We start from the raw sequence: 24,903 nt of genomic DNA on the forward strand, positions 1-24,903 counted from the left end.
CATGAGCACTCCAACATCCTCAGTAGCCACTTCCGCCCCAAGCGCGGATCAAAGCCTGCTGTATCCGTCACCGTACAAAGAATTCTGGCAAGCCTTCGCGAAGAACAAGGGCGCGGTTGCCGGCCTGCTGTTCATGCTGCTGGTGATTTTCTGCGCGATCTTCGCGCCGTGGGTCGCGCCGCATAACCCGAGCGAGCAATACCGTGACTTCCTGCTGACGCCACCGGCGTGGCTCGAAGGCGGGCAAATGCAGTTCCTGCTCGGCACCGATGAACTGGGCCGCGACCTGCTGTCGCGGCTGATCCAGGGTTCGCGCCTGTCGCTGCTGATCGGTCTGTCGTCGGTGGTGATGTCGTTGATCCCGGGGATCCTGCTGGGTCTGTTCGCCGGTTTCTTCCCGAAGATGATCGGCCCGACCATCATGCGTCTGATGGACATCATGCTGGCCCTGCCGTCCCTGCTGCTGGCTGTGGCGATTGTCGCCATCCTCGGCCCTGGCCTGATCAACACCGTGATCGCCATCGCCGTGGTTTCGCTGCCGTCCTACGTGCGTCTGACCCGTGCCGCCGTGATGGGCGAACTGAACCGCGACTACGTGACCGCCGCGCGCCTGGCCGGTGCCGGTCTGCCGCGCCTGATGTTTATCACCGTGCTGCCCAACTGCATGGCACCGCTGATCGTACAGGCCACCCTGAGTTTCTCTTCGGCGATTCTCGACGCGGCGGCGCTGGGCTTCCTCGGCCTTGGCGTACAACCACCAACCCCTGAGTGGGGCACCATGCTGGCCTCGGCCCGCGACTACATCGAACGCGCCTGGTGGGTGGTGAGTCTGCCTGGTTTGACCATTTTGCTCAGCGTGCTGGCAATCAACCTGATGGGCGACGGCCTGCGCGACGCGCTGGACCCGAAACTCAAGAACGCCGCCTGAGGAGATTCCTATGTCACTGCTAGAAATCAAGAATCTCAACGTCCGCTTCGGCGACAAGAACGCGACGCCCGTGGTCGATGGCCTCGACCTGAAAGTCGACAAGGGCGAAGTCCTGGCCATCGTTGGCGAGTCGGGGTCGGGTAAATCCGTGACCATGATGGCGCTGATGGGGCTGATCGAGCATCCCGGCATCGTCACTGCCGACTCGCTCAGCTTCGACGGCAAAGACATGCTCAAGCTGAGCAATCGTCAGCGTCGGCAAATCGTCGGCAAAGACCTGTCGATGGTGTTCCAGGATCCGATGACCGCGCTCAACCCGAGCTACACCGTCGGTTTCCAGATCGAAGAAGTGCTGCGCCTGCACCTGAAAATGTCCGGCAAGCAAGCGCGCAAACGCGCCATCGAATTGCTGGAGAAAGTGGAAATCCCGGGCGCCGCCAGCCGTATGGACGCCTACCCGCACCAACTGTCCGGCGGCATGAGCCAGCGTGTGGCAATTGCCATGGCGATTGCCGGCGAGCCGAAACTGCTGATCGCCGACGAACCGACCACGGCGCTGGACGTGACGATTCAGGCGCAGATCATGGATCTGCTGCTGGCGTTGCAGAAAGAACAGAACATGGGCCTGGTGCTGATCACTCACGACCTCGCGGTCGTGGCCGAAACCGCCCAGCGCGTCTGTGTGATGTACGCAGGTCAAGCGGTAGAAGTCGGTCAGGTGCCGCAACTGTTCGACATCCCGGCACACCCTTACAGCGAAGCCCTGCTCAAGGCGATTCCCGAGCACAGTCTGGGCGCCGAGCGCCTGTCGACCCTGCCGGGCATCGTTCCAGGCCGCTACGACCGTCCGCAGGGTTGCCTGCTGTCGCCGCGCTGCCCGTACGTGCAGGACAGCTGCCGCGTGCAACGTCCAGCCCTTGATCCGAAAGCCAACAGCCTCGCCCGTTGCTTCTACCCGCTGAACCAGGAGGTGGCGTAATGGCCGTCGTACTTACCGCCCGCGACCTGACCCGTCACTACGAAGTCTCCCGTGGCCTGTTCAAGGGCCACGCGACCGTGCGCGCCCTCAACGGCGTGTCGTTCGAACTGGAAGCCGGCAAGACCCTCGCTGTCGTAGGCGAATCGGGTTGCGGCAAATCCACCCTCGCCCGCGCCCTGACCCTGATTGAAGAGCCGTCTTCCGGCTCGCTGAAAATCGCCGGGCAAGAAGTCGCCGGCGCCGACAAGGCCCAGCGCAAACAACTGCGCAAAGACGTGCAAATGGTGTTTCAGAGCCCGTACGCATCGTTGAACCCACGGCAGAAAATCGGTGATCAATTGGCCGAGCCTCTGCTGATCAACACCAACCTGAGTGCTACCGAGCGTCGCGAGAAAGTCCAGGCGATGATGAAGCAGGTCGGCTTGCGTCCCGAGCACTACCAGCGCTATCCGCACATGTTCTCCGGCGGTCAGCGTCAGCGTATTGCCCTGGCGCGGGCGATGATGCTGCAACCGAAGGTGCTGGTGGCGGACGAACCGACCTCGGCGCTCGACGTATCGATTCAGGCGCAGGTGCTGAACCTGTTCATGGACCTGCAGCAGGAGTTCAACACCGCCTACGTGTTCATCTCGCACAACCTGGCGGTGGTGCGTCACGTCGCCGACTCGGTGCTGGTGATGTACCTCGGCCGTCCGGTGGAAATGGGCCCGAAAGAGGACATCTACACCCGACCTCTGCACCCTTACACTCAGGCCTTGTTGTCAGCGACACCCACGATCCACCCGGATCCGGACAAGCCGAAAATCAAGATTGTCGGCGAACTGCCCAACCCGCTGAACCCGCCACCGGGCTGCGCGTTCCACAAACGTTGCCCGTACGCGACCGAGCGTTGCAGCACTGAAGAGCCGGCCCTGCGCCAGCTCGACAACCGGCAGGTGGCTTGCCACTACGCCGAACAGTTCCTCGATGGCGCGGCGTAAGCAAAACCGGAGACCGATACAAAACCTGTAGGAGCTGTCGAGTGAAACGAGGCTGCGATCTGTTGATTTCCAGCATCAGGATCAAAAGATCGCAGCGTGCCGCAGCTCCTGCAGGAATCGTGTTTATCCGGAAATAATGTGTTAACCCAAACCTCTTCTCCCCCGATTGCGCATCAGTCGGGGAAGAAGGGGTTTTCTTTTGCCGGCGCTTTACGACTGGCTGTCGCCTTCGTCATCGTCAGTGTCCGGCTCGTCAGTGGTCGAGTCGTCATCATCCTTGCTGCCGCCCTGGTCCTGATCGCCCGGTTCGGATTCAGACTTGGCCAGCATGACCACACCGGCTTGTCCGTGGGCTGCGTTAAACCCCTGTGATGGTGTGGCAGAACTTGCCCACGCCGCCGTAGTGCCAAGCGTCAACATCACCAAAACCTTAAGCAACAGCACAATGCGTTGAAAAATGCTCATAGCCATTTCCATCCTTTCGTGGTTGAAGCCTGGGGTGCCGATCCGGCGCTGAATGAAATCTAGTTCCGATCAGTCCGGTTCACCAGATAGGACGCTGACCAACCCCGGGAAATGCCCTGGGACGAGAGATCACTTGTGAATAACCGCTATAACCGAATCAGCTAAGCGAGGCCGTGCGCTCACTGGCGGCCAGCGCTTTGGCCTGGGTCGATGAGCGCGTCGCCAGGCAGATCAGCGGCAAGGTCAACAACGCCAGTGTCGCGCTCGCAAGCCATACACTGTGGCCGCCGAAGTGCCCATACAGCTGACCACTCAACACCGGCGACAACAATGCACTGGCGCTCCAGCTCATGAAAAACAGACCGAAATACTGGCCACTTTTGCCGCCCTGCGCGTGCCGCATGACCAGCACATTCAGCGGCGGCATGAAAAAAGCTTCACCCAAGGTCCAGATCACCGTCGACAGACACACGTAAAGCAAGCCGGAGCCAAACGGCAACATCCCCAACCCGACCGCCAACAACACACAACCCGCGAGCAATTGCCGACGCAAGCCCCACCGCTCGCCCCAGTGCGTGAGCGGGATCTGCAGCACCACCACCAGCATCGCGTTAAGCCCGAACTGCCAGCCGATGGCCTCGGTGCTCAAGTGGTAGTAGTCGCGCAGATAGTTGCCCAGCGTGCTGTAAACCGTGTCGAAGGCCATCCCCAGCAACACGGCCGCACCGAGCAGCCAGAGGAATGCCGCGTCGCGCAACGGTGTACCAGTGCCAGCTTCGGTCACCTCATCGGGCTTGAGTACCGCGCGGCGCCAAGTGGTGCGCACAAACCACAGCAACGCGAGCAGCGTCATCGCCGCACTGACAAAAAACACCCAACGGAAATCCGTCTGCGCCAACACCCCGCCGGCCACCCCGGCAGCCGCCATGCCAAGGTTTCGCGCCACCCGGCTCAAGGCTTGGGCACGGGAGCGCTGCGCAGGCTCGCAATACTCCATGATCAGTCGCTGATGCAGCGTTCGAATCGCCCCGTCGACGGCACCACTGAGCAACAGCAACACGGCCAGCAACGCCACCTGCGTCACCAGCCCCAACAGGATCAACACCCACATGGAAACAAAGAACAACGCGGCGGTCAGCCGCGCCGTCCGCACATGATCACTGAGCAACCCACCGAGCATCGAACCAATCAACAACCCGGCACCGTAGGCCGACAACAGCCAGCCCACCGTCTCGATCGCCAGCCCCAGCTCCTGGCGCAGATACAGCGCCATGAACAACTTGACCATGCTGCTCAAGCGATTGATGAACAGCAGCGCCGCGAGCACCCAGGCCATCAGGCTGAAATAGCCGTTGGGGCGCAGCAGATGGACGAGGTTGCGCGTCATTCCATTGACCTCTCAAAGCGACCGGCGTGGACCTGAAACACTAACGCCCAGCACACCGGTTGTCGCGCTCAAGGACATCGATATCTCAAAATACAGAGTCGCCCTACAACCCTGTGGGAGCTGTCGTAGGCAGCGATCTTTTGACTTCGCGCTTCAAGTCCAAAAGATCGCAGCCCTCGGTCGCTCAGTTCGATTAGAAAATGGTCGGCTCGCAGGCCGCCATCGCTGGCAAGCCAGCTCCCACAATGGATTGGGGTATTCATTTGGAGAACGGTTGGCTGGCAGGACGCCTTCGCGAGCAGGCTCGCTCCCACAGGGAAATTGAGTGACTTCAGTGGGAGATTGGTCGGCTCGCAGGCCGCCATCGCTGGCAAGCCAGCTCCCACAATGGATTGGGGTATTCATTTGGAGAACGGTTGGCTGGCAGGGCGCCTTCGCGAGCAAGCTCGCTCCCACAGGGAAATTGAGTGACTTCAGTGGGCGATTGGTCGGCTTGCAGGCCGCCATCGCTGGCAAGCCAGCTCCCACACAAGAGCAAGAGCAGAACGCGCACCGCTCTCGCTCCTCACCACTCAACACAATGAGCGTTAGCTCGAGTACCGCTTTTGATCTTGATCCACGGGCGACATCGGAAGGCTGAGTGGAGGGATTGATCCGGGGGTGGGAGCGCAGCGACCGTTTGGCGCAGCCAAACACAGCGAGAGGAGGTGCAGCGAAGCAAACCGTAGGCGCTGCGCCCGGATCAATCCCGGAGCGAAGGGACCCCGAGCTTTAGCGAGCGGGCCGAACGCAGGAGCAAGCGTTTTTTTGCTTACTTTTTTTAGGCGTTTGTAAAAAAAGTGAGTCGCCGTCAGGGCGAAACCCTAAGCCGCCATCACCGAAAAAACGGATATACACCCAAAACCACCCGAAGCCTGGTCGGCCCAAAGGCCGCCAAGACAAAGCCCAAAAAAAGCCCCCAAGGCCTACACCTCAGGGGCTTTCGAACAACCCAGCTCAGCGCTTAATGATGCTCACGCGTCGCACGGAACTTCACATCCGGCCAACGCTCTTCCATCAACGCCAGGTTAACCCGCGTCGGCGCCAGATAGGTCAGGTGCCCACCGCCATCCAGCGCGAGATTCTCCACCGCCTTGTTGGAAAACTCCTCAAGCTTCTTCTTGTCGCTGCATTCAATCCAGCGCGCGGAATACACAGTGATCGGCTCGTAAGAGCACTCAACCTTGTATTCCTCCTTCAAACGACTGGCGACCACATCAAACTGCAGCACACCGACGGCGCCAAGAATGATGTCGTTGCTGCGCTCCGGAAAGAACACCTGAGTCGCGCCCTCTTCAGCCAGCTGTTGCAGACCCTGACGCAATTGCTTGGATTTCAGCGGATCACGCAGACGCACGCGACGGAACAGCTCCGGGGCGAAGTGCGGGATACCAGTGAACCCGAGGACTTCGCCTTCGCTGAAAGTGTCGCCGATCTGGATCGTGCCATGGTTATGCAGACCGATAATGTCGCCGGCGTACGCCTCTTCCAGCTGTTCACGCTCGGAGGAGAAGAACGTCAGGGCGTCGCCGATGCGCACGTCCTTGCCGGTACGCACGTGGCGCATCTTCATGCCTTTCTCGTACTTGCCGGAGCAGATACGCATGAAAGCGATACGGTCGCGGTGTTTCGGGTCCATGTTCGCCTGGATCTTGAAGATGAAGCCCGAGAACTTCTCTTCCACCGGCTCGACGGTGCGCTCGTTGGCCACGCGAGGCAAAGGACGCGGCGCCCAGTCCACAACGGCGTCGAGCACGTGGTCGACCCCGAAGTTGCCCAGTGCGGTACCGAAGAACACCGGAGTCAGTTGACCGTCGAGGAACTCCTGCTGGTTGAACTCATGGCAGGCGCCCTGCACCAGTTCCAGCTGTTCGAGGAAGCGCTCGTACTCGTCGCCCAGATGCGCGCGCGCCTCGTCGGAGTCGAGTTTCTCGATGATCTTGGTTTCAGTGCGTTCGTGACCGTGACCGGCGGTGTAGACAATGATGTAGTCGTCGGCCAAGTGGTACACGCCCTTGAAGTCGCGGTAGCAACCGATCGGCCAGGTGATCGGCGCCGCCTTGATCTTCAGAACGGCTTCGATTTCGTCGAGCAGCTCGATCGGGTCGCGGATGTCACGGTCGAGTTTGTTGATGAAGCTGACGATCGGCGTGTCACGCAGACGGCAAACGTCCATCAGGGCGATGGTCCGTGGCTCAACGCCTTTACCGCCGTCGAGCACCATCAGCGCCGAGTCGACTGCGGTCAGGGTGCGGTAGGTGTCTTCGGAGAAGTCTTCGTGGCCCGGGGTGTCGAGCAGGTTGATCATGTGTTCGCGATACGGGAACTGCATGACCGACGTGGTAATGGAAATACCCCGCTGCTTCTCCATCTCCATCCAGTCGGATGTCGCATGGCGGTCGGATTTACGGGATTTCACCGTACCGGCCACTGCAATCGCCTTGCCCATCAACAGGAGCTTTTCGGTGATCGTGGTTTTACCGGCATCGGGGTGGGAAATAATGGCGAAAGTGCGGCGTTTCGCGACTTCGGCGGCCTGGTTGGTCATGGGAAATCGCCTGGCGGTGATTCAAAAAAGGGCGGCGAGTATAGCTTAAAAAGTAACCGCCGAACCACCGTCCCTCGGCCGCGCAAAACCCTGTAGGAGCTGCTGCAGGCTGCGATCTTTTGATCTTGCTCTCAAGAACAAAATCAAAAGATCGCAGCCTGCGGTTGCTCCTGCAGGTGGCCAAACAGTGTCTGACGTGGGAACCTTTTAAAGCACGGAGACGTCCATCCCCTGTTACGACATTTCGTCAGGGGCTGAAAAATCAGCAAGTTAGCCTGACGAGGCTGCGCTCATGGCTCGCTTTCAGATCGCTTGGCCGGTCCTGAAAAACGGCTACTTTTCGCGAACGCTGACTTCGGCAGCCAGGAATGGCCTTGCCACACGGAGCTGCGTTCGCCGACTACAAAAAAAGGAGTCCGCCTGTGGCTATCCGCTATGGCAAAGGGCTGATGGGAGGTGCGGTGGTGATCGCGCTCCTGGCCCTGCTGGTTCACTGGATCGGCATCAACACGATCGAACACTACCGCGACGATTTGTTGTTTTACCTGCAAGCTCATCTGATTCTCGTCCTCGCTTCAATGCTGGCCGCCCTGGTCGTGGGCATCCCCGCCGGTATCTTTCTCAGCCGCCCGAGCATGGTCGGCCGCGCTGAACGCTTCATGCAGATCTTCAATATCGGCAACACCGTGCCACCGCTGGCGGTACTGGCGATTGCCCTGGGGATTCTCGGCATCGGCAGTGGTCCGGCGATCTTCGCTTTGTTCCTCGCTTCCCTGTTGCCAATTGTGCGCAACACCTACGAAGGCCTGAAAAACGTTCAGGGTTCGCTCAAAGAAGCCGCCGTCGGCATCGGCATGACCCCGCGCCAGGTGCTGTGGAAAGTCGAATTGCCCAACGCCGTGCCGATCATCATCGGTGGCGTGCGCGTGGCGCTGGCGATCAACGTCGGCACCGCGCCACTGGCCTTCCTGATCGGCGCCAACAGCCTCGGCAGCCTGATCTTCCCTGGCATCGCCCTGAACAATCAGCCGCAACTGCTGCTCGGCGCCGCGTGTACCGCGCTGCTGGCCCTGCTGCTCGATGGCGTCGTCACCCTCGCCAGCCGTCTCTGGCTGGAACGCGGTTTGCGCCCGTCTTAAGGCTTTTGCGAAGGAATATTTATGAAACGATTTAGCTTGATCTTGAGCTGCCTCCTGCTGTTTGCAGGACTGGCCCAAGCCGCCGAAAAACCGGTTATCCGCCTCGGCGCCCGGGTCTTCACCGAGCAGACGCTGCTCGCGGAAATCACCGCGCAATACCTGCGCAGCAAAGGCTACGACGCGCAGATCACCGGCGGTCTGGGCAGCAACCTCGCCCGCAGCGCCCACGAAAGCGGTCAGCTGGACATGCTCTGGGAATACACCGGCGTGTCGCTGGTGGCCTACAACCATGTCACCGAGAAACTCGACAGCGAACAGTCCTACGCCCGGGTCAAAGAACTCGACGCGAAAAAAGGCCTGGTCTGGCTGACCCCGTCGAAATTCAGCAACACCTACGCCCTCGCCCTGCCGAAAAAAGTCGCCGAGGAGTATCCGCAGGTCAACACCATCAGCGACCTGAACAAGGTGCTGCGCGATGAGGCCAAGACCAATCACCTGGTGGCGCTGGACACCGAGTTCGCCAACCGCTCCGACGGTCTGGACGGCATGGTCAAGCTCTACGACATGAACCTGACCCGCAAGAACATCCGGCAGATGGACGCGGGGCTGGTCTACACCGCGCTGCGCAACGGCCAGGTGTTTGCCGGTCTGGTCTACACCACCGACGGCCGCCTGAATGCGTTCGGCCTGAAACTGCTGGAAGACGACAAGCACTACTTCCCCGACTACACCGCCGCGCCGGTGGTGCGCCAGGCCTACCTCGATGCGCACCCGCAACTGGCCGAGCAACTCAAGCCGCTGGCGCAATTGTTCGACGACGAAACCATGCGCCAGCTCAACGCGCGGGTCGACGTCGATCACGAAAGCCCATCGAAAGTGGCCGTCGATTTCCTGCGCCAGCATCCACTCAACTAAGGAGGAAAAGTCATGGAATTTCTGAACGCCTTTTCCCACCTCGACTGGCAGCAGGTGATGCACCTGACCTGGCAGCACATCACCCTGGTCGGCATCGCGGTGACACTGGCGATTCTCATCGGCGTGCCGCTGGGCATTCTGATGACGCGCTTCCCGACACTCGCAGGTCCCTTGCAAGCCAGCGCCACAGTGTTGCTGACCGTGCCATCGATTGCGCTGTTCGGCCTGCTGCTGCCGCTCTATTCCAAGTTCGGTCAGGGTCTGGGGCCGATGCCGGCGATCACCGCGGTGTTCCTCTATTCGCTGCTGCCGATCATGCGCAACACCTACCTCGCCCTGACCGGCGTCGAGCCGGGTATCCGTGAAGCCGCGCGCGGCATCGGCATGACCTTCGGCCAGCGCCTGCGCATGGTCGAGCTGCCGATTGCGGTGCCGGTGATTCTCGCTGGCGTGCGCACTGCGGTGGTGATGAACATCGGCGTGATGACCATCGCCGCGACCATCGGCGCCGGTGGCCTCGGTGTGCTGATCCTCGCCTCCATCAGCCGCAGCGACATGTCGATGCTGATCGTCGGCGCGCTGCTGGTCAGTCTTCTGGCGATCTTCGCCGACCTTCTCCTGCAGTGGCTGCAACGTACGCTGACTCCAAAAGGACTCCTCAAATGATCGAACTTCAAAACCTCAGCAAGACCTTCCAGAGCAACGGCAAAGATGTCAAAGCCGTGGACTCGGTAAGCCTGACCGTCAATGAAGGCGAAATCTGTGTGTTCCTCGGGCCATCGGGTTGCGGCAAAAGCACCACGCTGAAAATGATCAACCGCCTGATCAAACCGACTTCGGGCAAGATCCTGATCAACGGCGAAGACACCACCGACCTCGACGAAGTGACCTTGCGCCGCAACATCGGCTACGTGATCCAGCAGATCGGTCTGTTCCCGAACATGACCATCGAAGAGAACATCGTCGTGGTGCCGAAACTGCTCGGCTGGGACAAACAGAAATGCCACGACCGCGCCCGCGAATTGATGAGCATGATCAAGCTGGAACCCAAGCAGTATCTGCATCGCTACCCGCGTGAACTGTCCGGCGGCCAGCAACAGCGCATCGGCGTGATCCGCGCACTGGCGGCGGATGCGCCGTTGTTGCTGATGGACGAGCCGTTTGGTGCGGTCGACCCGATCAACCGCGAGATGATCCAGAACGAGTTTTTCGAGATGCAACGCGCACTGAACAAGACCGTGATCATGGTCAGCCACGACATCGACGAAGCGATCAAGCTTGGCGACAAGATCGCGATCTTCCGCGCCGGCAAACTGCTGCAGATCGATCACCCGGACACCCTGCTCGCGCACCCGGCGGACGACTTTGTCAGCAACTTCGTCGGCCAGGACAGCACCCTCAAGCGTCTGCTGCTGGTGAAGGCTGAAGACGCGGCGGACAACGCCCCATCGGTCAGTCCGGAAACCCCGGTGGCCGATGCGCTGGAGCTGATGGACGAGCATGACCGCCGCTACGTGGTGGTCACCTGTGCCGAGAACAAGGCGCTGGGTTATGTGCGACGCCGCGACCTGCATCGCCAGACCGGCACCTGCGCGCAGTATCTGCGCGAGTTCAACGCCACTGCAGCGTATGACGAGCACCTGCGTATCTTGCTGTCGCGCATGTACGAGTTCAATCGCTCGTGGCTGCCGGTGATGGATGCCGAGCGGGTGTTCCTCGGCGAGGTGACGCAGGAGTCGATTGCAGCCTATCTGAGCTCGGGACGTTCGCGCGGGATGAAGACCAATATTGTCTCGCCTGCTGAAGCGGTAGTCGCCTAAAAAATACACAAGCTGTGGGAGCGAGCTTGCTCGCGAAAGCGGAATATCAGTCAACAACGATGTCGACTGGGAAAATGCCTTCGCGAGCAAGCTCGCTCCCACAGGATCCGGGTGATTTTTTCTTCACTCATCAGGCGAAAAAGAATCTCAACACCGAAAAAGCCCGCAGCCTGTCTAAAGCGACCTGCGAAACAGCCAAAATCCCTCTCACACCCCTCTCTCGCCGCCAACGTCGCCGATGTTGCGCCTAACGTACTTACCCTCGACTTCGCCGACAAAAGCGGCGAACGTGCAGGTATTTTTAACACATGAAAATTCTTGGGGAACATCTGTCCGTCATCTCGGTCGGCTACAAAGAGTGATATCCGCGACGTACGTCAGAAGCGTGCAAAAACGCGACATTTTTAGTTGATCTCAGGCCCCTCACGCCCTAAAGTTCGCGCCGAACGTCCATGCTGGAAACGATCCATCCGGCTCAAGTACTGACGACGAGACAGCAAGGCCAAGGGCAGTTACGCCCGTGGCCTTTTTGCTTTCGGCGACATGCCTTGGGAAGTAGGCGAACCAAAGTGGGGATACGGAGGACGTTCATTTACACCCATGTTTTTACCCGTTTGCCCATAGGAGCACTCCAGCATGTCGATCCAGGTCGAAGACTATTTCGCGCGCGAAACCTTTCAGAAAATGAAGGCGTTCGCCGACAAACAGGAAACCCCGTTCGTGGTGATCGACACCGCGATGATCGCCCAGGCCTACGATGACCTGCGCGCCGGTTTCGAATTCGCCAAGGTCTACTACGCGGTCAAGGCCAACCCGGCTGTCGAGATCATCGACCTGCTCAAAGAGAAAGGCTCGAGCTTTGATATCGCCTCCATCTATGAGCTGGACAAAGTCCTGAGCCGTGGCGTCAGCCCGGATCAGATCAGCTACGGCAACACCATCAAGAAGTCCAAGGACATCCGCTACTTCTTCGAGAAGGGCGTGCGTCTGTACGCCACCGACTCCGAAGCCGACCTGCGCAACATCGCCAAAGCCGCGCCGGGTTCGAAAGTCTATGTGCGCATCCTCACCGAAGGCTCGACCACTGCCGACTGGCCGCTGTCGCGCAAATTCGGCTGCCAGACCGACATGGCCATGGACCTGCTGATCCTCGCTCGCGACCTCGGTCTGGTGCCTTACGGCATCTCGTTCCACGTCGGTTCGCAGCAGCGCGACATCAGCGTCTGGGACGCAGCGATCGCCAAGGTCAAAGTGATCTTCGAGCGCCTGAAAGAAGAAGACGGTATCCACTTGAAGCTGATCAACATGGGCGGTGGCTTCCCGGCCAACTACATCACCCGTACCAACAGCCTGGAAACCTACGCCGAAGAGATCATCCGTTTCCTGAAAGAAGACTTCGGTGATGACCTGCCGGAAATCATTCTGGAACCGGGCCGTTCGCTGATCGCCAACGCCGGCATTCTGGTCAGCGAAGTGGTACTGGTCGCACGCAAATCGCGCACCGCCGTCGAGCGTTGGGTCTACACCGATGTGGGCAAGTTCTCCGGGCTGATCGAAACCATGGACGAAGCGATCAAGTTCCCGATCTGGACCGAGAAGAAAGGCGAGATGGAAGAAGTGGTGATCGCCGGTCCAACGTGCGACAGCGCCGACATCATGTACGAGAACTACAAGTACGGCCTGCCACTGAACCTGGCGATCGGTGATCGTCTGTACTGGCTGTCGACCGGTGCCTACACCACCAGTTACAGCGCCGTCGAATTCAATGGCTTCCCGCCGCTGAAATCGTTCTACGTGTAAGTGATGCTTTAACCGAAAGGCCCATGCTTGTGCATGGGCCTTTTTTATTTGCGCAGCCAGGTCTCGAGGTGATCGATCATCGCCATGAACTCGTCGGCGCCCTCCCTCGTGGCGGCCAACTGAAAATTCAACTCTCCGAGCTTCGATGCGCGCTCCGCTTTCAATAACTCACGGAACGCCGTATCGATACGCAGACACGTTTCCTCAAGAAAGAAGCTCATTTGCGAAATCACAGAAGCCGATGCGTTAAACAACGCAGCGATATCGGTTTTGTATTCTGCGGCCCTGACTTTTGGATCTGCTGAAGAATAAGTCACGTCCCAAACCGGCGTCGTGCGCGCTTCGCGAAATAACTCATCGATCACTGTCGGCTGTGTATGGCACTTGCACGATTGATGTTCCATCGCCTTGAAAAACATCGACTTGAGGCCGAACGACTCGGTATGCACCTCAGCGCTGGTGTATTTCAGTTGGCGCACTTGCGCACTCAAAGCGTTGAACCGAAGCGCCAATTCGTGAACCAGGTCCGACACATCCGTTGCAGGAAACAACTTCCAGGTCGGCGACCTGGACAAGCTGTACAACTTGAAATCCACCTCGCTGAGGGGCTGGTTCCTTGAAGTATTTCTGGCGATTTCCAGCGTTTCAGTGGTGAATCTGGCAAGGTCCGCCACGTACGTTGTGCACAGGCGCCGAGTGTCTGCACTACGCTCCCAGAACTCCTGCAGGTAGCGCGCATTGAAACTGGCGTTGATCAAACGCGAATCGCTGACCAGAACCGTCAGTTGATGACCGCTGGCCCTGCGGCGCTCAAAGACCCAGGGAATGTTGTTGAAGGTGGAATGAAGAGAACCAAGAAAGTAAGTGTAGCGGTCCAACGTCCGCCGCTGTGCTGCTTGAAACTCATGGGCAAGTGTATTCATGACCGTTTATAAGGCGGTGAACACACCGTTCACCGCCTTGCCCCCCTTACTGCTGAATGGTTTTCAGAAACTGCCGGAGCTCGGAAATCGCGGCGATTGTGGCAACCGTGCGTTGCTCGACCGCCTGCGACTTGTCTTGTTTGAAGTCGTCTGCGAAGGACTTGAACCGGGTCACCAGATTCGAGAACTCATTCACGTAGCTCCAACGCTCCTCGTCCAACTGGTCGAGCACTTGCACCAGCAGAATCTTTCCATCAATCAGCTCAATGTCCTTGGTGTGCTTCTTCAACTGCGCCCTCAGATCACCTGCCTTCTCCTTGAGCTGGTTATAAGCCGCCAGCATGTTCAGATAGGAAATGGCCTCCCCGATACCCGAGATCATTTTTTTCAGAGTATCAATGGCGAACAGTGCAACCTGAACCTGCGGTGGTGCCAGACCCAGCGCTTTCAGGTTATCCAGCGTTAACCGGGCTTCCTGTCCGATCTTTTCCACCCCGGCCTTGGCGATCAGGTCAATCGCTTCGGATACCGATTTCATCTGTGTTTCCAGATCGACGAGTTTCTCTTCGGATTTGACTTTCAGCGTTGCGCTGAAGGCCCGATCCTGCTGCAGCGTGACAATCCATTGCGCCGAAGCCGACCGGTCATAAGCGGTACTCATACCGTTGTGCGTCACCTGTAAATCGTCCGCGTACTCGCAGACTTTCCTTGATACGTCTTTGAGTCTGCTTTCCATCTCCATATGAATTTCATCCGCATCTTCCGGGTATTCGAGAAGATCCTTCTGAGAAGCCCTGAGTTTATTCTGTGTGCTATCCAGATAAATCCAGGTTTTCTGGGCCTGATTACGAAGTTCAAAAGTAGCTTCCTGGATAACCGCCGTCAGGTCACTCATTGTGCGAACGGTGTTCGGAAGGTAGTTGAACTGTTCCCCCAGCATTCGCGCAGTGGTATCGCTTGCCTGAACAGACGCCGCGTGATTGCGCAAAGCGGCGATATCGAACTCCGAATGGGTTGGAAGATTGTGTTGGGAAAACATCAGTACCTTACTCCTGAACATCATGGAACTGCTTGCGTACTCTTTATCTGCCGCAGCGAAGACGCCCAACAGCTGATCGGAATTCGTCTTGATCTGTTGCCATGGGTCAATGATCGCGAGAATCTGGTTCTTGAATTTTCTCAGGGAAGTTGCTTCGTGAATCAGATCAACTTCTTTTACAGATGCATTGATATATGTACTTAGCGCACTCCATACCAGCATCAGGTTTTGCGTAGCGACTTCGGCCTCGATCGCTACATAACTCAGATTCTGCAAATCGTCGCGCACTTTGTTCAGGGAACTCAGCGTCTGGTTTTTGCTGGCCATCAGCTGGTTGGAAGCCTGTTGCTCCGCCTTCAGCCTGTTTCGTTCCTTGCGGATCTTTTCAGCTTTGACGCCCTGATAGATACCGAGAATCAGACCACCGATATTCAGTGTCGCTGCCGCGGCAATCGCTTCCTGAACCAGTTGATCATATTGCTTGTTCAGTACATCGATTTCTTTCGAGCGCTGGTCGATCTCGCCCTGAAGAGCCTGAATGTCTGCCTGATAGGTATTGCGAGACACGAACTCCAGTCGCAGCTTGATCTCCGGCAGCACAGACTCGCGCATATCGGTGCCAAAGCTGTCGAGTTCGGATCTCACCTCCTCGGCTTTCGCATGGCACTGCATGACTTTGGCCATCATGCTTTTGAGATACTCCTTGATTTCCGGAACATCACCGGAAGGCAACTCCAGATCGGGGAGATTTGGAATCCTGCGCTTGAGCTCCAGATACTCTTGAGGCGTCTTGATATCGTATTCGTCCAGATATCTGGACGCTTTCAGGTCTTCGTAAATCTCTACGATGCCTTCACCTGTGCGAATGATGCTGCCGGCAAAAATCTTCAGGTCGGTCCCGGTCAGCATGATTTTTTCACGCAGCGGGGACCAGCGTTTCGCATGGTCGTAGGTGCGGGTGAATGTCCGTAGAAAGTCCACCGCCTTGAGACCAACACCCCCCACATCCCCGGCACCGTAGTTCAGATAGCTCCTGACATCCTCGATCCGAACCGGAAGCGACAGCCCGAGAACTTCATACTTGCGCAGGCTGACAATCTGTTCTTTGGTTAATTGAATACCGGTTTCCCGATTGTATTCTTCACCTTCGCCCAGCGAAGCATCTACAAACATTCGAGGTGCCTTTGCGGCAGCCTCGACGATCTTGCTGTCCATTTTGAATTCCATAAGAGACTCCTTGTCGCCTTCGGATATTTAATTAGCGTTATTTTGAAATACGACTTCATCAAATGGCTTACCCCACTCAATCGCCGTCACCGCAAAACAACACTAAGACAACAAGACGACAACCAACAAGCTCTTAAATATTAGTATTCAAGACAAATAGACATTCACTACGATGTTTAATCGATAGCAGCAAGTTCAAATACATGACACCAGGCAGTTGCAAAACAAGTAATCAACGATTATCCAGTTCCGCCAAACGCAAACTATATGCGTCGGCCATCGCACGCACTTCCGGATGCTGTGCATTCAACAAGGAAACACTGGCGACTCGCAGAAAATTAGCATTGCCCGCGTCCAGCGCCTTGCGCAACCACCCAAGGGCCTCCTCGATCCGGCCCTCATCGGCAAGCATTGCAGCGTGACTGAACTGCCCGCGAAAATCTCCGCCCTCGGCGGCAAGGCGATACCAGTGGCGCGCCATCGGCACATCTTGCGGGCAGTGGTGTCCGTCCTCCAGATACCGGCCCAGCAGATTCATCGATTTGGCATGCCCAGATTCGGCAGCCTGACGATAAAACGCCAGGGCTTGCGCGTGATTCTCCGTCGTCCCACGCCCGGTAGCGTGCAGATTGGCCAGGTTGTACATCGCCCAGTCCAACCCGTTTTGCGCAGCGATCCGATAATGCCGCGCGGCAACCGCAGCATCCGCCACACAGCCCCAACCATGCTCATGGCAGCGACCGAGCATGTTGCGCGCCATCAGGTGACCCTGCCCGGCAGCGATGCCAAACCAGCGCAGCGCCAATGGCGCATCCTGAGCGATACCGCGACCATCGAGCAGGATCTGCCCGAGCAGCGCCTGCGCTTCAACAATGCCCTGGCCGGCGGCGAGCAGAATCGCCTGCGCCGCACGCGCCGGACTTTCTTCGAGCATCGCGCTGAGCTGCGCAACGTCGAGCACCTCCTCGCGCCGCAGTTGAAAACTCATACCTCGACCCAGCGCCGCAGCAGGTTGTGATAGGTGCCGGTCAGGCGAATCAGCGACGGGTGATCAGGCAAGTCCTGAGTGAGCTGCTGGATCGCCCCGTCCATCTCGAACAGCAAGGCGCGCTGGCTGTCTTCGCGCACCAGACTCTGCGTCCAGAAGAACGACGCGTAACGCGCGCCGCGGGTGACGGCATTGACCTTGTGCAGGCTGGTGCCGGGGTACAGCACCATATCGCCGGCGGGCAGTTTCACCCGTTGCGTGCCGAAGGTGTCCTGGATTTCCAGTTCGCCGCCGTCGTAATCCTCGGGTTCACTGAAAAACAGCGTGGCCGACAGATCGGTGCGCACCCGCTCGATGCTGCCTTTGGCCTGACGCACGGCGTTGTCGATGTGAAAGTCGAAACTGCCACCCGCCGTGTAGCAGTTGAGTAACGGCGGGAATACTTTGTGCGGCAGCGCAGCGGACATGAACTGCGGATTTTTCCACAGCCGCTCGAGCATCGCTGCGCCGATTTCCTTGGCCAGCGGATGGCCTTCCGGCAGTTGCAGATTGTGCTTGGCCTTGGCCGACTGATAGCCGGCGGTGATCTTGCCATCGGCCCAATCCGCCTGCTCCAGCGCCTCGCGGATGCGCTGCACTTCTTCTTTGGCAAACAGGCCGGGGATGTGCAGCAGCATGGCGATCGTACCTGATGGTAAAGGGGTGCCAATGGTATTGATTCTTATTGGCCGTGTAAAACCCGCATGACGGATGAATCGGTAAAAACCGTAAGGTTAAATTGTAAAGAATGTAAATTCGTCGCGAATAACAATGTTTCGCAATTGATACGAATACCCGTTTACCCTATATTCCGCGACCTCAAATCCTTGGGGAGGGGAATAAAAATGTCACGTCAACACGCACAATTGCCGGTCAGTTCACCACGTTTGCTCGCTTCGGCCATTGGTGTCGCCATCACCGCCGGTTCCGCTGGCCACATGGTCTTCGCCGCAGAAAAGACCGACAGCAAAGCCTCCGGCAATGCCATCGCTCTGGACGCTACCGCCATCACCGGCGAAGCGCAGGACTCGACGTCCTACCAGGTCGAAAAAGCCTCCTCGCCCAAGTACACCGCGCCGCTGGTCGATACCCCGCGTTCGGTCACCGTCATCCCGCAACAAGTGCTCAAAGACACCGGCGCCCTGAACATGCAGGACGCGCTGCGCACCGTGCCGGGCATCACCTTCGGTGCCGGTGAAGGCGGCAACCCGCAGGGCGATCGTCCGTTCATTCGTGGTTTCGATGCCCAGGGCGACACCTACCTCGACGGCGTGCGCGACACCGGTTCGCAGAGTCGCGAAATCTTTGCCGTGGAAAACATTGAAGTCAGCAAGGGCCCGAACTCGGCCATCGGCGGTCGCGGCGCGGCCGGTGGCAGCATCAACCTGGTGAGCAAAAAAGCACACTTGGGCAACTCGTTCGACGGTGGTTTCACCTGGGGCTCCGACCAGACCCAGCGTTACACCCTGGACGGCAACTACCAGTTCAGCGACACCGCTGCCGGCCGCCTGAACCTGATGAGCCACGAGAGCAATGTCGCCGGTCGCGACAAGGTCGACTACGACCGTTGGGGCATCGCGCCGTCCCTGGCGTTTGGCCTGGGCACCGACACCCGGGTCAACCTGGACTACTACCATCTGGAAAGCAACGACACCCCGGACTCGGGCATTCCTTACACCATCCCGGCCGGTGGTTCGGCGGCACGTACCAAGTCCAACCCGGACAAGCCGTATGCCGGTGGCGATCACAGCAACTTCTACGGTCTGGATCGCGACTTCCGCAAGGGCCGCACCGACACCGCGACTTTCGCCATCGAGCATGACCTGAGCGATTCGCTGACCATCAAGAACACCCTGCGCCACGGCACCAGCATGCAGGATTACATCCTGACTCAGCCGGACGACAGCAAGGGCAACGTCAACAATGGCAGCGTCTGGCGCCGTGCCAACACGCGGGTCAGCAACACCGAGACCACCACCAACCAGACTGACCTGTTCGGCAATTTCTACGTCGCCGGTTTCAAGAACAGCTTCTCCACCGGTGTCGAATACACCCGCGAGGAAGGCCAGAAGTCCTCGTACAACGTCAACACTGACACCACGCCGCGCACCAGCGCCGCGACCACCAATTGCACCCCGTCGATGATTGGCGCATCGAGCGGCTACAACTGCACCTCGCTGTCGAATCCGAACCCGAACGATCCGTGGAACGGCGCGATCTCGCGCAACTACGCCGGCACCGACACCAAGGCCAACACTTACGCGCTGTATGCGTTCGACACCCTGGAGTTGTCCGAGCAGTGGCTGGTGAACATGGGCCTGCGTTACGACCACTTCGACACCGACTACAAGACCTACAACAACGCCGGCACCACCACCTCCAAAGGTGATGACACCAGCGAATTCGTCACCGGTCAGTTCGGCGTGGTCTATAAACCGGCACCGAACGGCAGCATCTACGCCTCCTACGCGACCTCCGCGACGCCACCGGGTAACACCCTCGGTGAAGGTCAGGAAGGCAACCCCCTAGGCGGCACCCCGGATCGCAACGGCAACCTGCTCAAGAGCGACATGGAGCCGGAAACCACCAAGAACTACGAAATCGGTACCAAGTGGGATCTGCTGAACGATCGCCTGTCGCTGACCGCTGACCTCTTCCGCACCGAGAAAGAAAACGCTCGCGTACAAGTCGACACCACCTCGTACGAAAACGCCGGCAAGACCCGCGTGCAAGGTATCGAGCTGTCGGCCAGCGGCAAGATCACCGACAAGTGGCAAGTGTTCGCCGGTTACGCCTACATGGACAGCGAACAGGTGGACGGTGGTGACCTGCCGGCCAACAAGGCCAACAACGGTAACGAGTTGCCCAACACGCCGCAAAACAGCGCCAGCCTGTGGACCACTTATCAGGTCACGCCGAAGCTGACCCTCGGTGGCGGCGCGTTCTACGTCGACGACGTCTACGGCAGCGTGGCCAACACGACGATGGTCGATTCCTATGTCCGTTACGATGCGATGGCCGCCTACAAGCTGAGCAAGAACGTCGACCTGCAACTCAACGTGCAGAACCTGACCAACGAGGTCTACTACGACAAAGCCTTCTCGACGCACTTCGCCAATCAGGCGGCGGGCCGCACGGCGCTGTTGAGCACCAACTTCCACTTCTGACCGATGTGGAAACCTGTGGGAGCGAGCCTGCTCGCGAAAGCGGTGGGTCAGTCAAGTAGAGGCTGACTGACACGACGTCTTCGCGAGCAGGCTCGCTCCCACACGATCTGCGCCGCAAGGCTTGGCCCCGTTCATTCATGTGAACGGGGTTTTGTGCGTAATCAAAGAAGCTCTCGACAACCCACGGCATAATGCGCGCCGTGATGACAATTTTCGAACGGACAAGGCGAGCGACGTGTTGAAGAAAACCCTGTTCCAGTTGCACTGGTTTTTCGGCATCACTGCCGGGCTGGTGCTGGCCCTGATGGGCATTACCGGTGCCGCCTATTCGTTCCAGGACGAAATCCTGCGGGCGCTGAACCCGTCGGTGTTGCAGGTGGAAAAACAGGTCGCTGGCGTCCTGCCTCCAGTCGAGTTGGTGGAGCACATCGAAGCGAACTCCGGCAAGAAAGTCGGCATGCTCTGGGTCGAAACCGACAGCGGCAACGCCGCACGCGTCTACTTCACCCCGCCCAAAGGCGAACGTCGTGGCGAGATGCGCTACTTCGATCCGTACACCGGCGAGTTCATGGGCGACGCGGTGGGCCAGGACTTTTTCGGTCTGATGCTGCAACTGCACCGCTTCCTCGCCATGGGCGATACCGGGCGCAACATCACCGGCGCCTGCACCCTGATCCTGCTGTTCTTCTGCCTCTCCGGGCTGTACCTGCGCTGGCCGCGCCAGTGGAACAGCTGGCGCGTGTGGCTGACCCTCGACTGGCAGAAAAAGGGCCGCAGCTTCAACTGGGATCTGCACTCGGTGGCCGGCACCTGGTGTCTGCTGGTGTATCTGCTGCTGGCGTTGACCGGGTTGTCCTGGTCGTACGAGTGGTACAACAAAGGCCTGACCAGACTGCTTTCCGACGCGCCGCAAAACGAGCGCATGCGCGGCGGTCGTGGCCCGACGCCGGAAGGCCCGGCACCCACCGCCGACTACGCGGCGATGTGGAGCAGCATCTACAGCGCTGCCGGCCCGGGCCTGTCGGCCTACAACATCCGCATGCCGCCAGTGGCCGGGCAACCGGCGACCGTGTTCTACCTGCTCGACAGCTCGCCGCATGATCGCGCGCTGAACCAGATCACCCTCGATCCGGCCACCGGCGTGGTCAAACGTGTCGACCGCTACGCCGACAAGAGCTTCAAGGCGCAGCTGTTGACCAGCATTTACGCGCTGCACGTCGGCAGCTATTTCGGCCTCGTCGGACGGATCATCGTCACCCTCGCCGCCGTGTGCATGCCGCTGTTTTTCATCACCGGATGGCTGCTGTATCTGGACCGCCGGCGCAAGAAAAAACAGATTCAGGACGCACGCAAAGGTCTTCAGGCACCGAACGCAGATACACCGGCATGGCTGGTGGGTTTCGCCACTCAGAGTGGTTTTGCCGAACAACTGGCATGGCAGACCGCCGGGCAATTACAGGCCGCCGGGTTGCCGGTGAAGGTGCAGCCGCTGGCGGACGTCAGCGCCGAGGATCTGCGTGAATCGAGCAATGCGTTGTTCGTGGTCAGCACGTTCGGCGACGGCGAAGCACCGGACAGCGCACGCGGTTTCGAACGCAAAGTGCTGCGCACCGCTGCCAGCTTCGACGGCTTGAACTATGCGGTGCTGGGCCTCGGCGATCGCCAGTACCCACACTTCTGCGGCTTCGCCCGACGCCTGCATCAGTGGCTCGGCGATCACGGCGGCAAGACCCTGTTCGCTCCGGTCGAAGTCGACAGCGGCGACCCGTACGCCCTGCGTCACTGGCAGACGCAGCTCGGCCTGATCACCGGGCAAGCGCCGGTCGACACCTGGCAAGCGCCGAGCTACGACAACTGGACGCTGGTCAGCCGCGAACTGATGAATCCCGACAGCAGCGGCGCGCCGGTTTACCTGTTGGGCCTGAAGGCGCCGAGTACCAGCAGCTGGCTGGCCGGGGATCTGGTAGAGGTGCTGCCACGCAATTGCGCGTGGGCGGTCGAACATTTCCTCGACGGCCTCGGCATTCGCGGCGAAACCCGCGTGACGATCAACGGCCTGGAAGAGCCGCTGGAAGTCGCCCTCGCCTCGCGCCAACTGCCCGAGCATCGCGCGCATCTGGTCGGCCTGCATGCGCAAGCGCTGGTGGACGCAATGGTGCCGCTGGCGATGCGCGAGTACTCGATTGCCTCGATTGCCGCTGACGGTGTGCTGGAGTTGATCGTGCGCCAGGAGCAACACAGCGATGGCAGCCTGGGCATCGGTTCCGGTTGGCTGACCGAGCATGCCCCGGTCGGCGGCAGCATCAGCCTGCGTGTACGTCGCAACAGTGGCTTCCACTTACCGAACCAACCGGTGCCGATGATTCTGCTGGGCAACGGCACCGGCCTCGCCGGGCTGCGCAGCCTGCTCAAGGCACGCATCGCCGACGGTCAGCAGCGTCACTGGCTGCTGTTCGGCGAGCGCAATCGCGAGCATGATTTCCTCTGCCGCGCGGAGCTGGAAGAGTGGTTGATCAATGGCGATCTGGCGCGACTCGATCTGGCGTTTTCACGGGATCAGGCGCAGAAGATTTACGTCCAGGATCGCCTGCGCGAATCCGCTGAAGAGCTGAAGAAGTGGCTGGCCGACGGTGCGGTGATCTATATCTGCGGCAGCCTTCAGGGCATGGCCGCTGGCGTCGATCAGGCACTCAACGACATCCTCGGCAGCGTCGAAGTCGAACGCCTTATCGAACAGGGCCGCTACCGCCGCGACGTGTACTGACACTACTCATACCCCATGTGGGAGCGAGCTTGCTCGCGAAGGCGTCGTGCCAGCCGGCCTAATTGTCAACTGATCCACCGCTTTCGCGAGCAAGCTCGCTCCCACAAGGAAATTGCAGTGCCTGTGAAATCAGACAGGCTGCAACTTCTGCTCAAACACCGCTACCCCATTCAAATCCCGCAACACCACACTCATCTCCCCACTCTGCCCTTCGATATTCACCTCGCCAAAGAACTGAAACCCGGCAAACGGCGAAGCGTTCTGCGTCGGTGGTGCTTTCTGGAACACCACTTCCGGCCCGAAGGTCTTGTCCAGCGGATTAGGCCCGAAACTGCCGGCATTCAGCGGCCCGGCGACAAATTCCCAGAACGGTTCGAAATCCTGAAACGCCGCGCGATCCGGGTGGTAATGATGCGCCGCGCAGTAATGCACGTCCGCGGTCAGAAACACGAAATTGCGCACGTGCTGCGCCCGCAGAAAACCGAGCAGTTCGGCGACTTCCAGTTCACGCCCTTGCGCCGGGCCGGGATCACCGTTGGCCACCGCCTCCCAGCGTGCGACGCCCGGGCTGACCTCGCCGTCGGGCACGCCGAGGCCGATCGGCATGTCGGCGGCGATCACCTTCCACTGCGCTTTGGAGTGCTTCAAGCCACGCTTGAGCCAGTCCAGTTGTTCGCGCCCGAGGAACGGTTTGGCCGCGCCAAGGTTGTCATCGTTGGCCCCGCGATAGCTGCGCATGTCGAGCACGAACACGTCGAGCATCGGCCCGTAGCTGAGCTTGCGATAAATCCGCCCACCGCCATCGGTCGCCTGCAAACGCATCGGCGAATATTCCAGCCAGGCCTTGCGCGCACGGCCGACCAGGGTGTGGATATCTTTCTCTTGATAACGCTCGTCGAGCTGCTTGCCCGGCGACCAGTTGTTGACCACTTCGTGGTCGTCCCACTGCCAGATCTGCGGTACTTCGGCGTTGAAGCGGCGGATGTTTTCATCCATCAAGTTGTAGCGGTAATTGCCGCGATAGTCGTCGAGGGTCTGCGCCACTTTGCTCTTGGCTTCGGTGGTGAGGTTGCGCCAGATCCGCCCGCCTTCGGTGGTCACTTGCGCCGGCACCGGGCCGTCGGCGTAGATGGTGTCGCCGCTGTGGATAAAGAAGTCCGGCAGGCGCAGGCGCATGGATTCGTAGATGCGCATGCCGCCGATGTCCGGGTTGATGCCGAAACCCTGGCCGACGGTGTCGCCACTCCAGACGAAACGGATGTTGCGTCGCGCCTTCGGTGCGCTGCGCAAATGGCCGAGCCACGGCTCGCTGGCGACGCCGGATTGTGCGTCCTTGAAATACACCCGATAGAAAATCGCCTGATCGGCGGGCAGCCCGGTCAGCTCAACCCGGGCGGTGAAATCGGTGCGCGCATCAGCCAGTGGCGAGACGACACGGCGCGGGTGGCGAAACTGGCTGCGGGTGTCCCACTCGACCACCATCCGCGCCGGACGGTCGCTGCGGCTCCAGATCATCGCGCGGTCGCCTTGCAGGTCGCCGGACTGCACGCCGTCGGTGAGTTGCGGCCGATCCTTGACCGACGCGATCACTGCCGGCGCCAGCCCCGGCATCAGCAGCCCGGCACCGACAACCTGCATGACCCGTCGGCGACCAATGTTGAAATCGCTCATGCGTGTTCTCCCTGAAAAAAGGAAAACTTAAGCACGGGATGATGAATTGGGGATGACACACAAAAAGATCGCAGCCTGCGGCAGC

Annotated in this window: 18 protein-coding genes; 10 read left to right on the forward strand and 8 right to left on the reverse strand. The window is 59.4% G+C overall.

Features of this window, described 5'->3' with window-relative positions; genetic code table 11:
• Nucleotide 1 precedes the first annotated feature (1 nt).
• Genes AB1J88_RS16490 through AB1J88_RS16500 form a run of 3 tightly spaced genes read left to right on the forward strand, consistent with a single transcriptional unit; the run spans nucleotide 2 to nucleotide 2,887 of the window.
• Complete coding sequence (locus AB1J88_RS16490; RefSeq protein WP_041072771.1) at nucleotides 2–928, forward strand: ABC transporter permease subunit; 927 nt, start codon at nucleotides 2–4, stop codon at nucleotides 926–928.
• A 10-nt stretch (nucleotides 929–938) separates the two neighbouring features.
• Nucleotides 939–1,907 carry an ABC transporter ATP-binding protein gene (locus tag AB1J88_RS16495; RefSeq protein WP_041072769.1) on the forward strand — a complete coding sequence of 323 codons (969 nt, stop codon included), beginning with the start codon at nucleotides 939–941 and terminating at the stop codon, nucleotides 1,905–1,907.
• Complete coding sequence (locus tag AB1J88_RS16500) at nucleotides 1,907–2,887, forward strand: peptide ABC transporter ATP-binding protein (protein WP_047291239.1); 981 nt, start codon at nucleotides 1,907–1,909, stop codon at nucleotides 2,885–2,887. The genes AB1J88_RS16495 and AB1J88_RS16500 overlap by 1 nt, the downstream gene beginning before the upstream one ends.
• Nucleotides 2,888–3,097: 210 nt before the next feature.
• On the opposite strand, the gene AB1J88_RS16505 is transcribed toward AB1J88_RS16500, so the two are convergent.
• The 3 genes from AB1J88_RS16505 to AB1J88_RS16515 all read right to left on the reverse strand — a co-directional run bounded on the left by AB1J88_RS16505 (nucleotide 3,098) and on the right by AB1J88_RS16515 (nucleotide 7,326).
• The gene (locus AB1J88_RS16505) at nucleotides 3,098–3,352 is read right to left on the reverse strand and encodes a hypothetical protein (protein ID WP_047291237.1); all 255 of its coding nucleotides are present in this window, start codon (nucleotides 3,350–3,352) and stop codon (nucleotides 3,098–3,100) included.
• Nucleotides 3,353–3,509: 157 nt separating this feature from the next.
• Nucleotides 3,510–4,739, reverse strand: coding sequence for an MFS transporter (locus AB1J88_RS16510; protein ID WP_430291479.1), 1,230 nt, complete (start codon nucleotides 4,737–4,739; stop codon nucleotides 3,510–3,512).
• Between the two features lie 1,003 nt (nucleotides 4,740–5,742).
• Nucleotides 5,743–7,326 (reverse strand): peptide chain release factor 3, encoded by a 1,584-nt coding sequence (locus tag AB1J88_RS16515; protein WP_041066884.1) that lies wholly within the window; start codon nucleotides 7,324–7,326, stop codon nucleotides 5,743–5,745.
• Nucleotides 7,327–7,775: 449 nt separating this feature from the next.
• Between AB1J88_RS16515 and AB1J88_RS16520 the strand changes: the two genes are divergently transcribed.
• The 5 genes from AB1J88_RS16520 (at nucleotide 7,776) to AB1J88_RS16540 (ending at nucleotide 13,000) form a co-directional block, all read left to right on the forward strand.
• Nucleotides 7,776–8,465: an ABC transporter permease gene (locus tag AB1J88_RS16520; protein ID WP_177327907.1), complete on the forward strand. Its 690-nt coding sequence runs from the start codon at nucleotides 7,776–7,778 to the stop codon at nucleotides 8,463–8,465.
• Nucleotides 8,466–8,486: 21 nt separating this feature from the next.
• Nucleotides 8,487–9,380, forward strand: a complete 894-nt coding sequence (locus AB1J88_RS16525; protein ID WP_430291480.1) for a glycine betaine ABC transporter substrate-binding protein — start codon at nucleotides 8,487–8,489, stop codon at nucleotides 9,378–9,380.
• Nucleotides 9,381–9,392: 12 nt separating this feature from the next.
• Complete coding sequence (locus tag AB1J88_RS16530; RefSeq protein ID WP_430289967.1) at nucleotides 9,393–10,046, forward strand: ABC transporter permease; 654 nt, start codon at nucleotides 9,393–9,395, stop codon at nucleotides 10,044–10,046.
• Nucleotides 10,043–11,200 carry a betaine/proline/choline family ABC transporter ATP-binding protein gene (locus AB1J88_RS16535; RefSeq protein WP_003221591.1) on the forward strand — a complete coding sequence of 386 codons (1,158 nt, stop codon included), beginning with the start codon at nucleotides 10,043–10,045 and terminating at the stop codon, nucleotides 11,198–11,200. The genes AB1J88_RS16530 and AB1J88_RS16535 overlap by 4 nt, the downstream gene beginning before the upstream one ends.
• 636 nt (nucleotides 11,201–11,836) lie before the next feature.
• On the forward strand, nucleotides 11,837–13,000 hold the full coding sequence (locus tag AB1J88_RS16540; protein WP_047291221.1) for a type III PLP-dependent enzyme: 1,164 nt from the start codon (nucleotides 11,837–11,839) through the stop codon (nucleotides 12,998–13,000).
• 44 nt (nucleotides 13,001–13,044) lie between these two features.
• Here AB1J88_RS16540 and AB1J88_RS16545 read toward each other — a convergent pair whose 3' ends face one another.
• The 4 genes from AB1J88_RS16545 to AB1J88_RS16560 form a co-directional block, all read right to left on the reverse strand.
• Complete coding sequence (locus AB1J88_RS16545) at nucleotides 13,045–13,923, reverse strand: hypothetical protein (RefSeq protein WP_430289968.1); 879 nt, start codon at nucleotides 13,921–13,923, stop codon at nucleotides 13,045–13,047.
• A gap of 46 nt (nucleotides 13,924–13,969) precedes the next feature.
• Nucleotides 13,970–16,189, reverse strand: coding sequence for an alpha-xenorhabdolysin family binary toxin subunit A (locus AB1J88_RS16550; protein ID WP_430289969.1), 2,220 nt, complete (start codon nucleotides 16,187–16,189; stop codon nucleotides 13,970–13,972).
• A 232-nt stretch (nucleotides 16,190–16,421) separates the two neighbouring features.
• Nucleotides 16,422–17,177, reverse strand: coding sequence for a tetratricopeptide repeat protein (locus AB1J88_RS16555; protein ID WP_430289970.1), 756 nt, complete (start codon nucleotides 17,175–17,177; stop codon nucleotides 16,422–16,424).
• Complete coding sequence (locus tag AB1J88_RS16560) at nucleotides 17,174–17,854, reverse strand: Fe2+-dependent dioxygenase (RefSeq protein ID WP_430289971.1); 681 nt, start codon at nucleotides 17,852–17,854, stop codon at nucleotides 17,174–17,176. Before AB1J88_RS16560 ends, AB1J88_RS16555 begins: the two co-directional genes overlap by 4 nt.
• A 207-nt stretch (nucleotides 17,855–18,061) precedes the next feature.
• Here AB1J88_RS16560 and AB1J88_RS16565 point away from each other — a divergent pair, with 207 nt between their 5' ends.
• Both AB1J88_RS16565 and AB1J88_RS16570 read left to right on the forward strand, forming a co-directional pair.
• Nucleotides 18,062–20,383 carry a TonB-dependent receptor gene (locus AB1J88_RS16565; protein ID WP_430291481.1) on the forward strand — a complete coding sequence of 774 codons (2,322 nt, stop codon included), beginning with the start codon at nucleotides 18,062–18,064 and terminating at the stop codon, nucleotides 20,381–20,383.
• Nucleotides 20,384–20,618: 235 nt separating this feature from the next.
• Entirely contained in the window at nucleotides 20,619–23,147 is a 2,529-nt protein-coding gene (locus AB1J88_RS16570) for a PepSY domain-containing protein (protein WP_430289972.1), read from the forward strand.
• 129 nt (nucleotides 23,148–23,276) lie between these two features.
• Here the strand turns inward: AB1J88_RS16570 and AB1J88_RS16575 are convergent, their stop codons facing one another.
• Complete coding sequence (locus AB1J88_RS16575) at nucleotides 23,277–24,818, reverse strand: alkaline phosphatase D family protein (protein ID WP_430289973.1); 1,542 nt, start codon at nucleotides 24,816–24,818, stop codon at nucleotides 23,277–23,279.
• Nucleotides 24,819–24,903 lie beyond the last annotated feature (85 nt).

This window comes from Pseudomonas sp. S8 (assembly GCF_050473925.1).
GTDB classification, from domain to species: Bacteria; Pseudomonadota; Gammaproteobacteria; order Pseudomonadales; family Pseudomonadaceae; genus Aquipseudomonas; species Aquipseudomonas parakoreensis.

Coding starts and splice junctions, on each gene's coding strand:
- AB1J88_RS16550 (WP_430289969.1), bottom strand. CDS start 16,189: ATGGAATTCAAAATGGACAGCAAGATCGTCGAGGCTGCCGCAAAGGCA.
- AB1J88_RS16560 (WP_430289971.1), bottom strand. CDS start 17,854: ATGCTGCTGCACATCCCCGGCCTGTTTGCCAAAGAAGAAGTGCAGCGC.
- AB1J88_RS16545 (WP_430289968.1), bottom strand. CDS start 13,923: ATGAATACACTTGCCCATGAGTTTCAAGCAGCACAGCGGCGGACGTTG.
- AB1J88_RS16500 (WP_047291239.1), top strand. CDS start 1,907: ATGGCCGTCGTACTTACCGCCCGCGACCTGACCCGTCACTACGAAGTC.
- AB1J88_RS16515 (WP_041066884.1), bottom strand. CDS start 7,326: ATGACCAACCAGGCCGCCGAAGTCGCGAAACGCCGCACTTTCGCCATT.
- AB1J88_RS16510 (WP_430291479.1), bottom strand. CDS start 4,739: ATGACGCGCAACCTCGTCCATCTGCTGCGCCCCAACGGCTATTTCAGC.
- AB1J88_RS16530 (WP_430289967.1), top strand. CDS start 9,393: ATGGAATTTCTGAACGCCTTTTCCCACCTCGACTGGCAGCAGGTGATG.
- AB1J88_RS16490 (WP_041072771.1), top strand. CDS start 2: ATGAGCACTCCAACATCCTCAGTAGCCACTTCCGCCCCAAGCGCGGAT.
- AB1J88_RS16565 (WP_430291481.1), top strand. CDS start 18,062: ATGTCACGTCAACACGCACAATTGCCGGTCAGTTCACCACGTTTGCTC.
- AB1J88_RS16540 (WP_047291221.1), top strand. CDS start 11,837: ATGTCGATCCAGGTCGAAGACTATTTCGCGCGCGAAACCTTTCAGAAA.
- AB1J88_RS16555 (WP_430289970.1), bottom strand. CDS start 17,177: ATGAGTTTTCAACTGCGGCGCGAGGAGGTGCTCGACGTTGCGCAGCTC.
- AB1J88_RS16575 (WP_430289973.1), bottom strand. CDS start 24,818: ATGAGCGATTTCAACATTGGTCGCCGACGGGTCATGCAGGTTGTCGGT.
- AB1J88_RS16535 (WP_003221591.1), top strand. CDS start 10,043: ATGATCGAACTTCAAAACCTCAGCAAGACCTTCCAGAGCAACGGCAAA.
- AB1J88_RS16495 (WP_041072769.1), top strand. CDS start 939: ATGTCACTGCTAGAAATCAAGAATCTCAACGTCCGCTTCGGCGACAAG.
- AB1J88_RS16520 (WP_177327907.1), top strand. CDS start 7,776: ATGGGAGGTGCGGTGGTGATCGCGCTCCTGGCCCTGCTGGTTCACTGG.
- AB1J88_RS16525 (WP_430291480.1), top strand. CDS start 8,487: ATGAAACGATTTAGCTTGATCTTGAGCTGCCTCCTGCTGTTTGCAGGA.
- AB1J88_RS16505 (WP_047291237.1), bottom strand. CDS start 3,352: ATGAGCATTTTTCAACGCATTGTGCTGTTGCTTAAGGTTTTGGTGATG.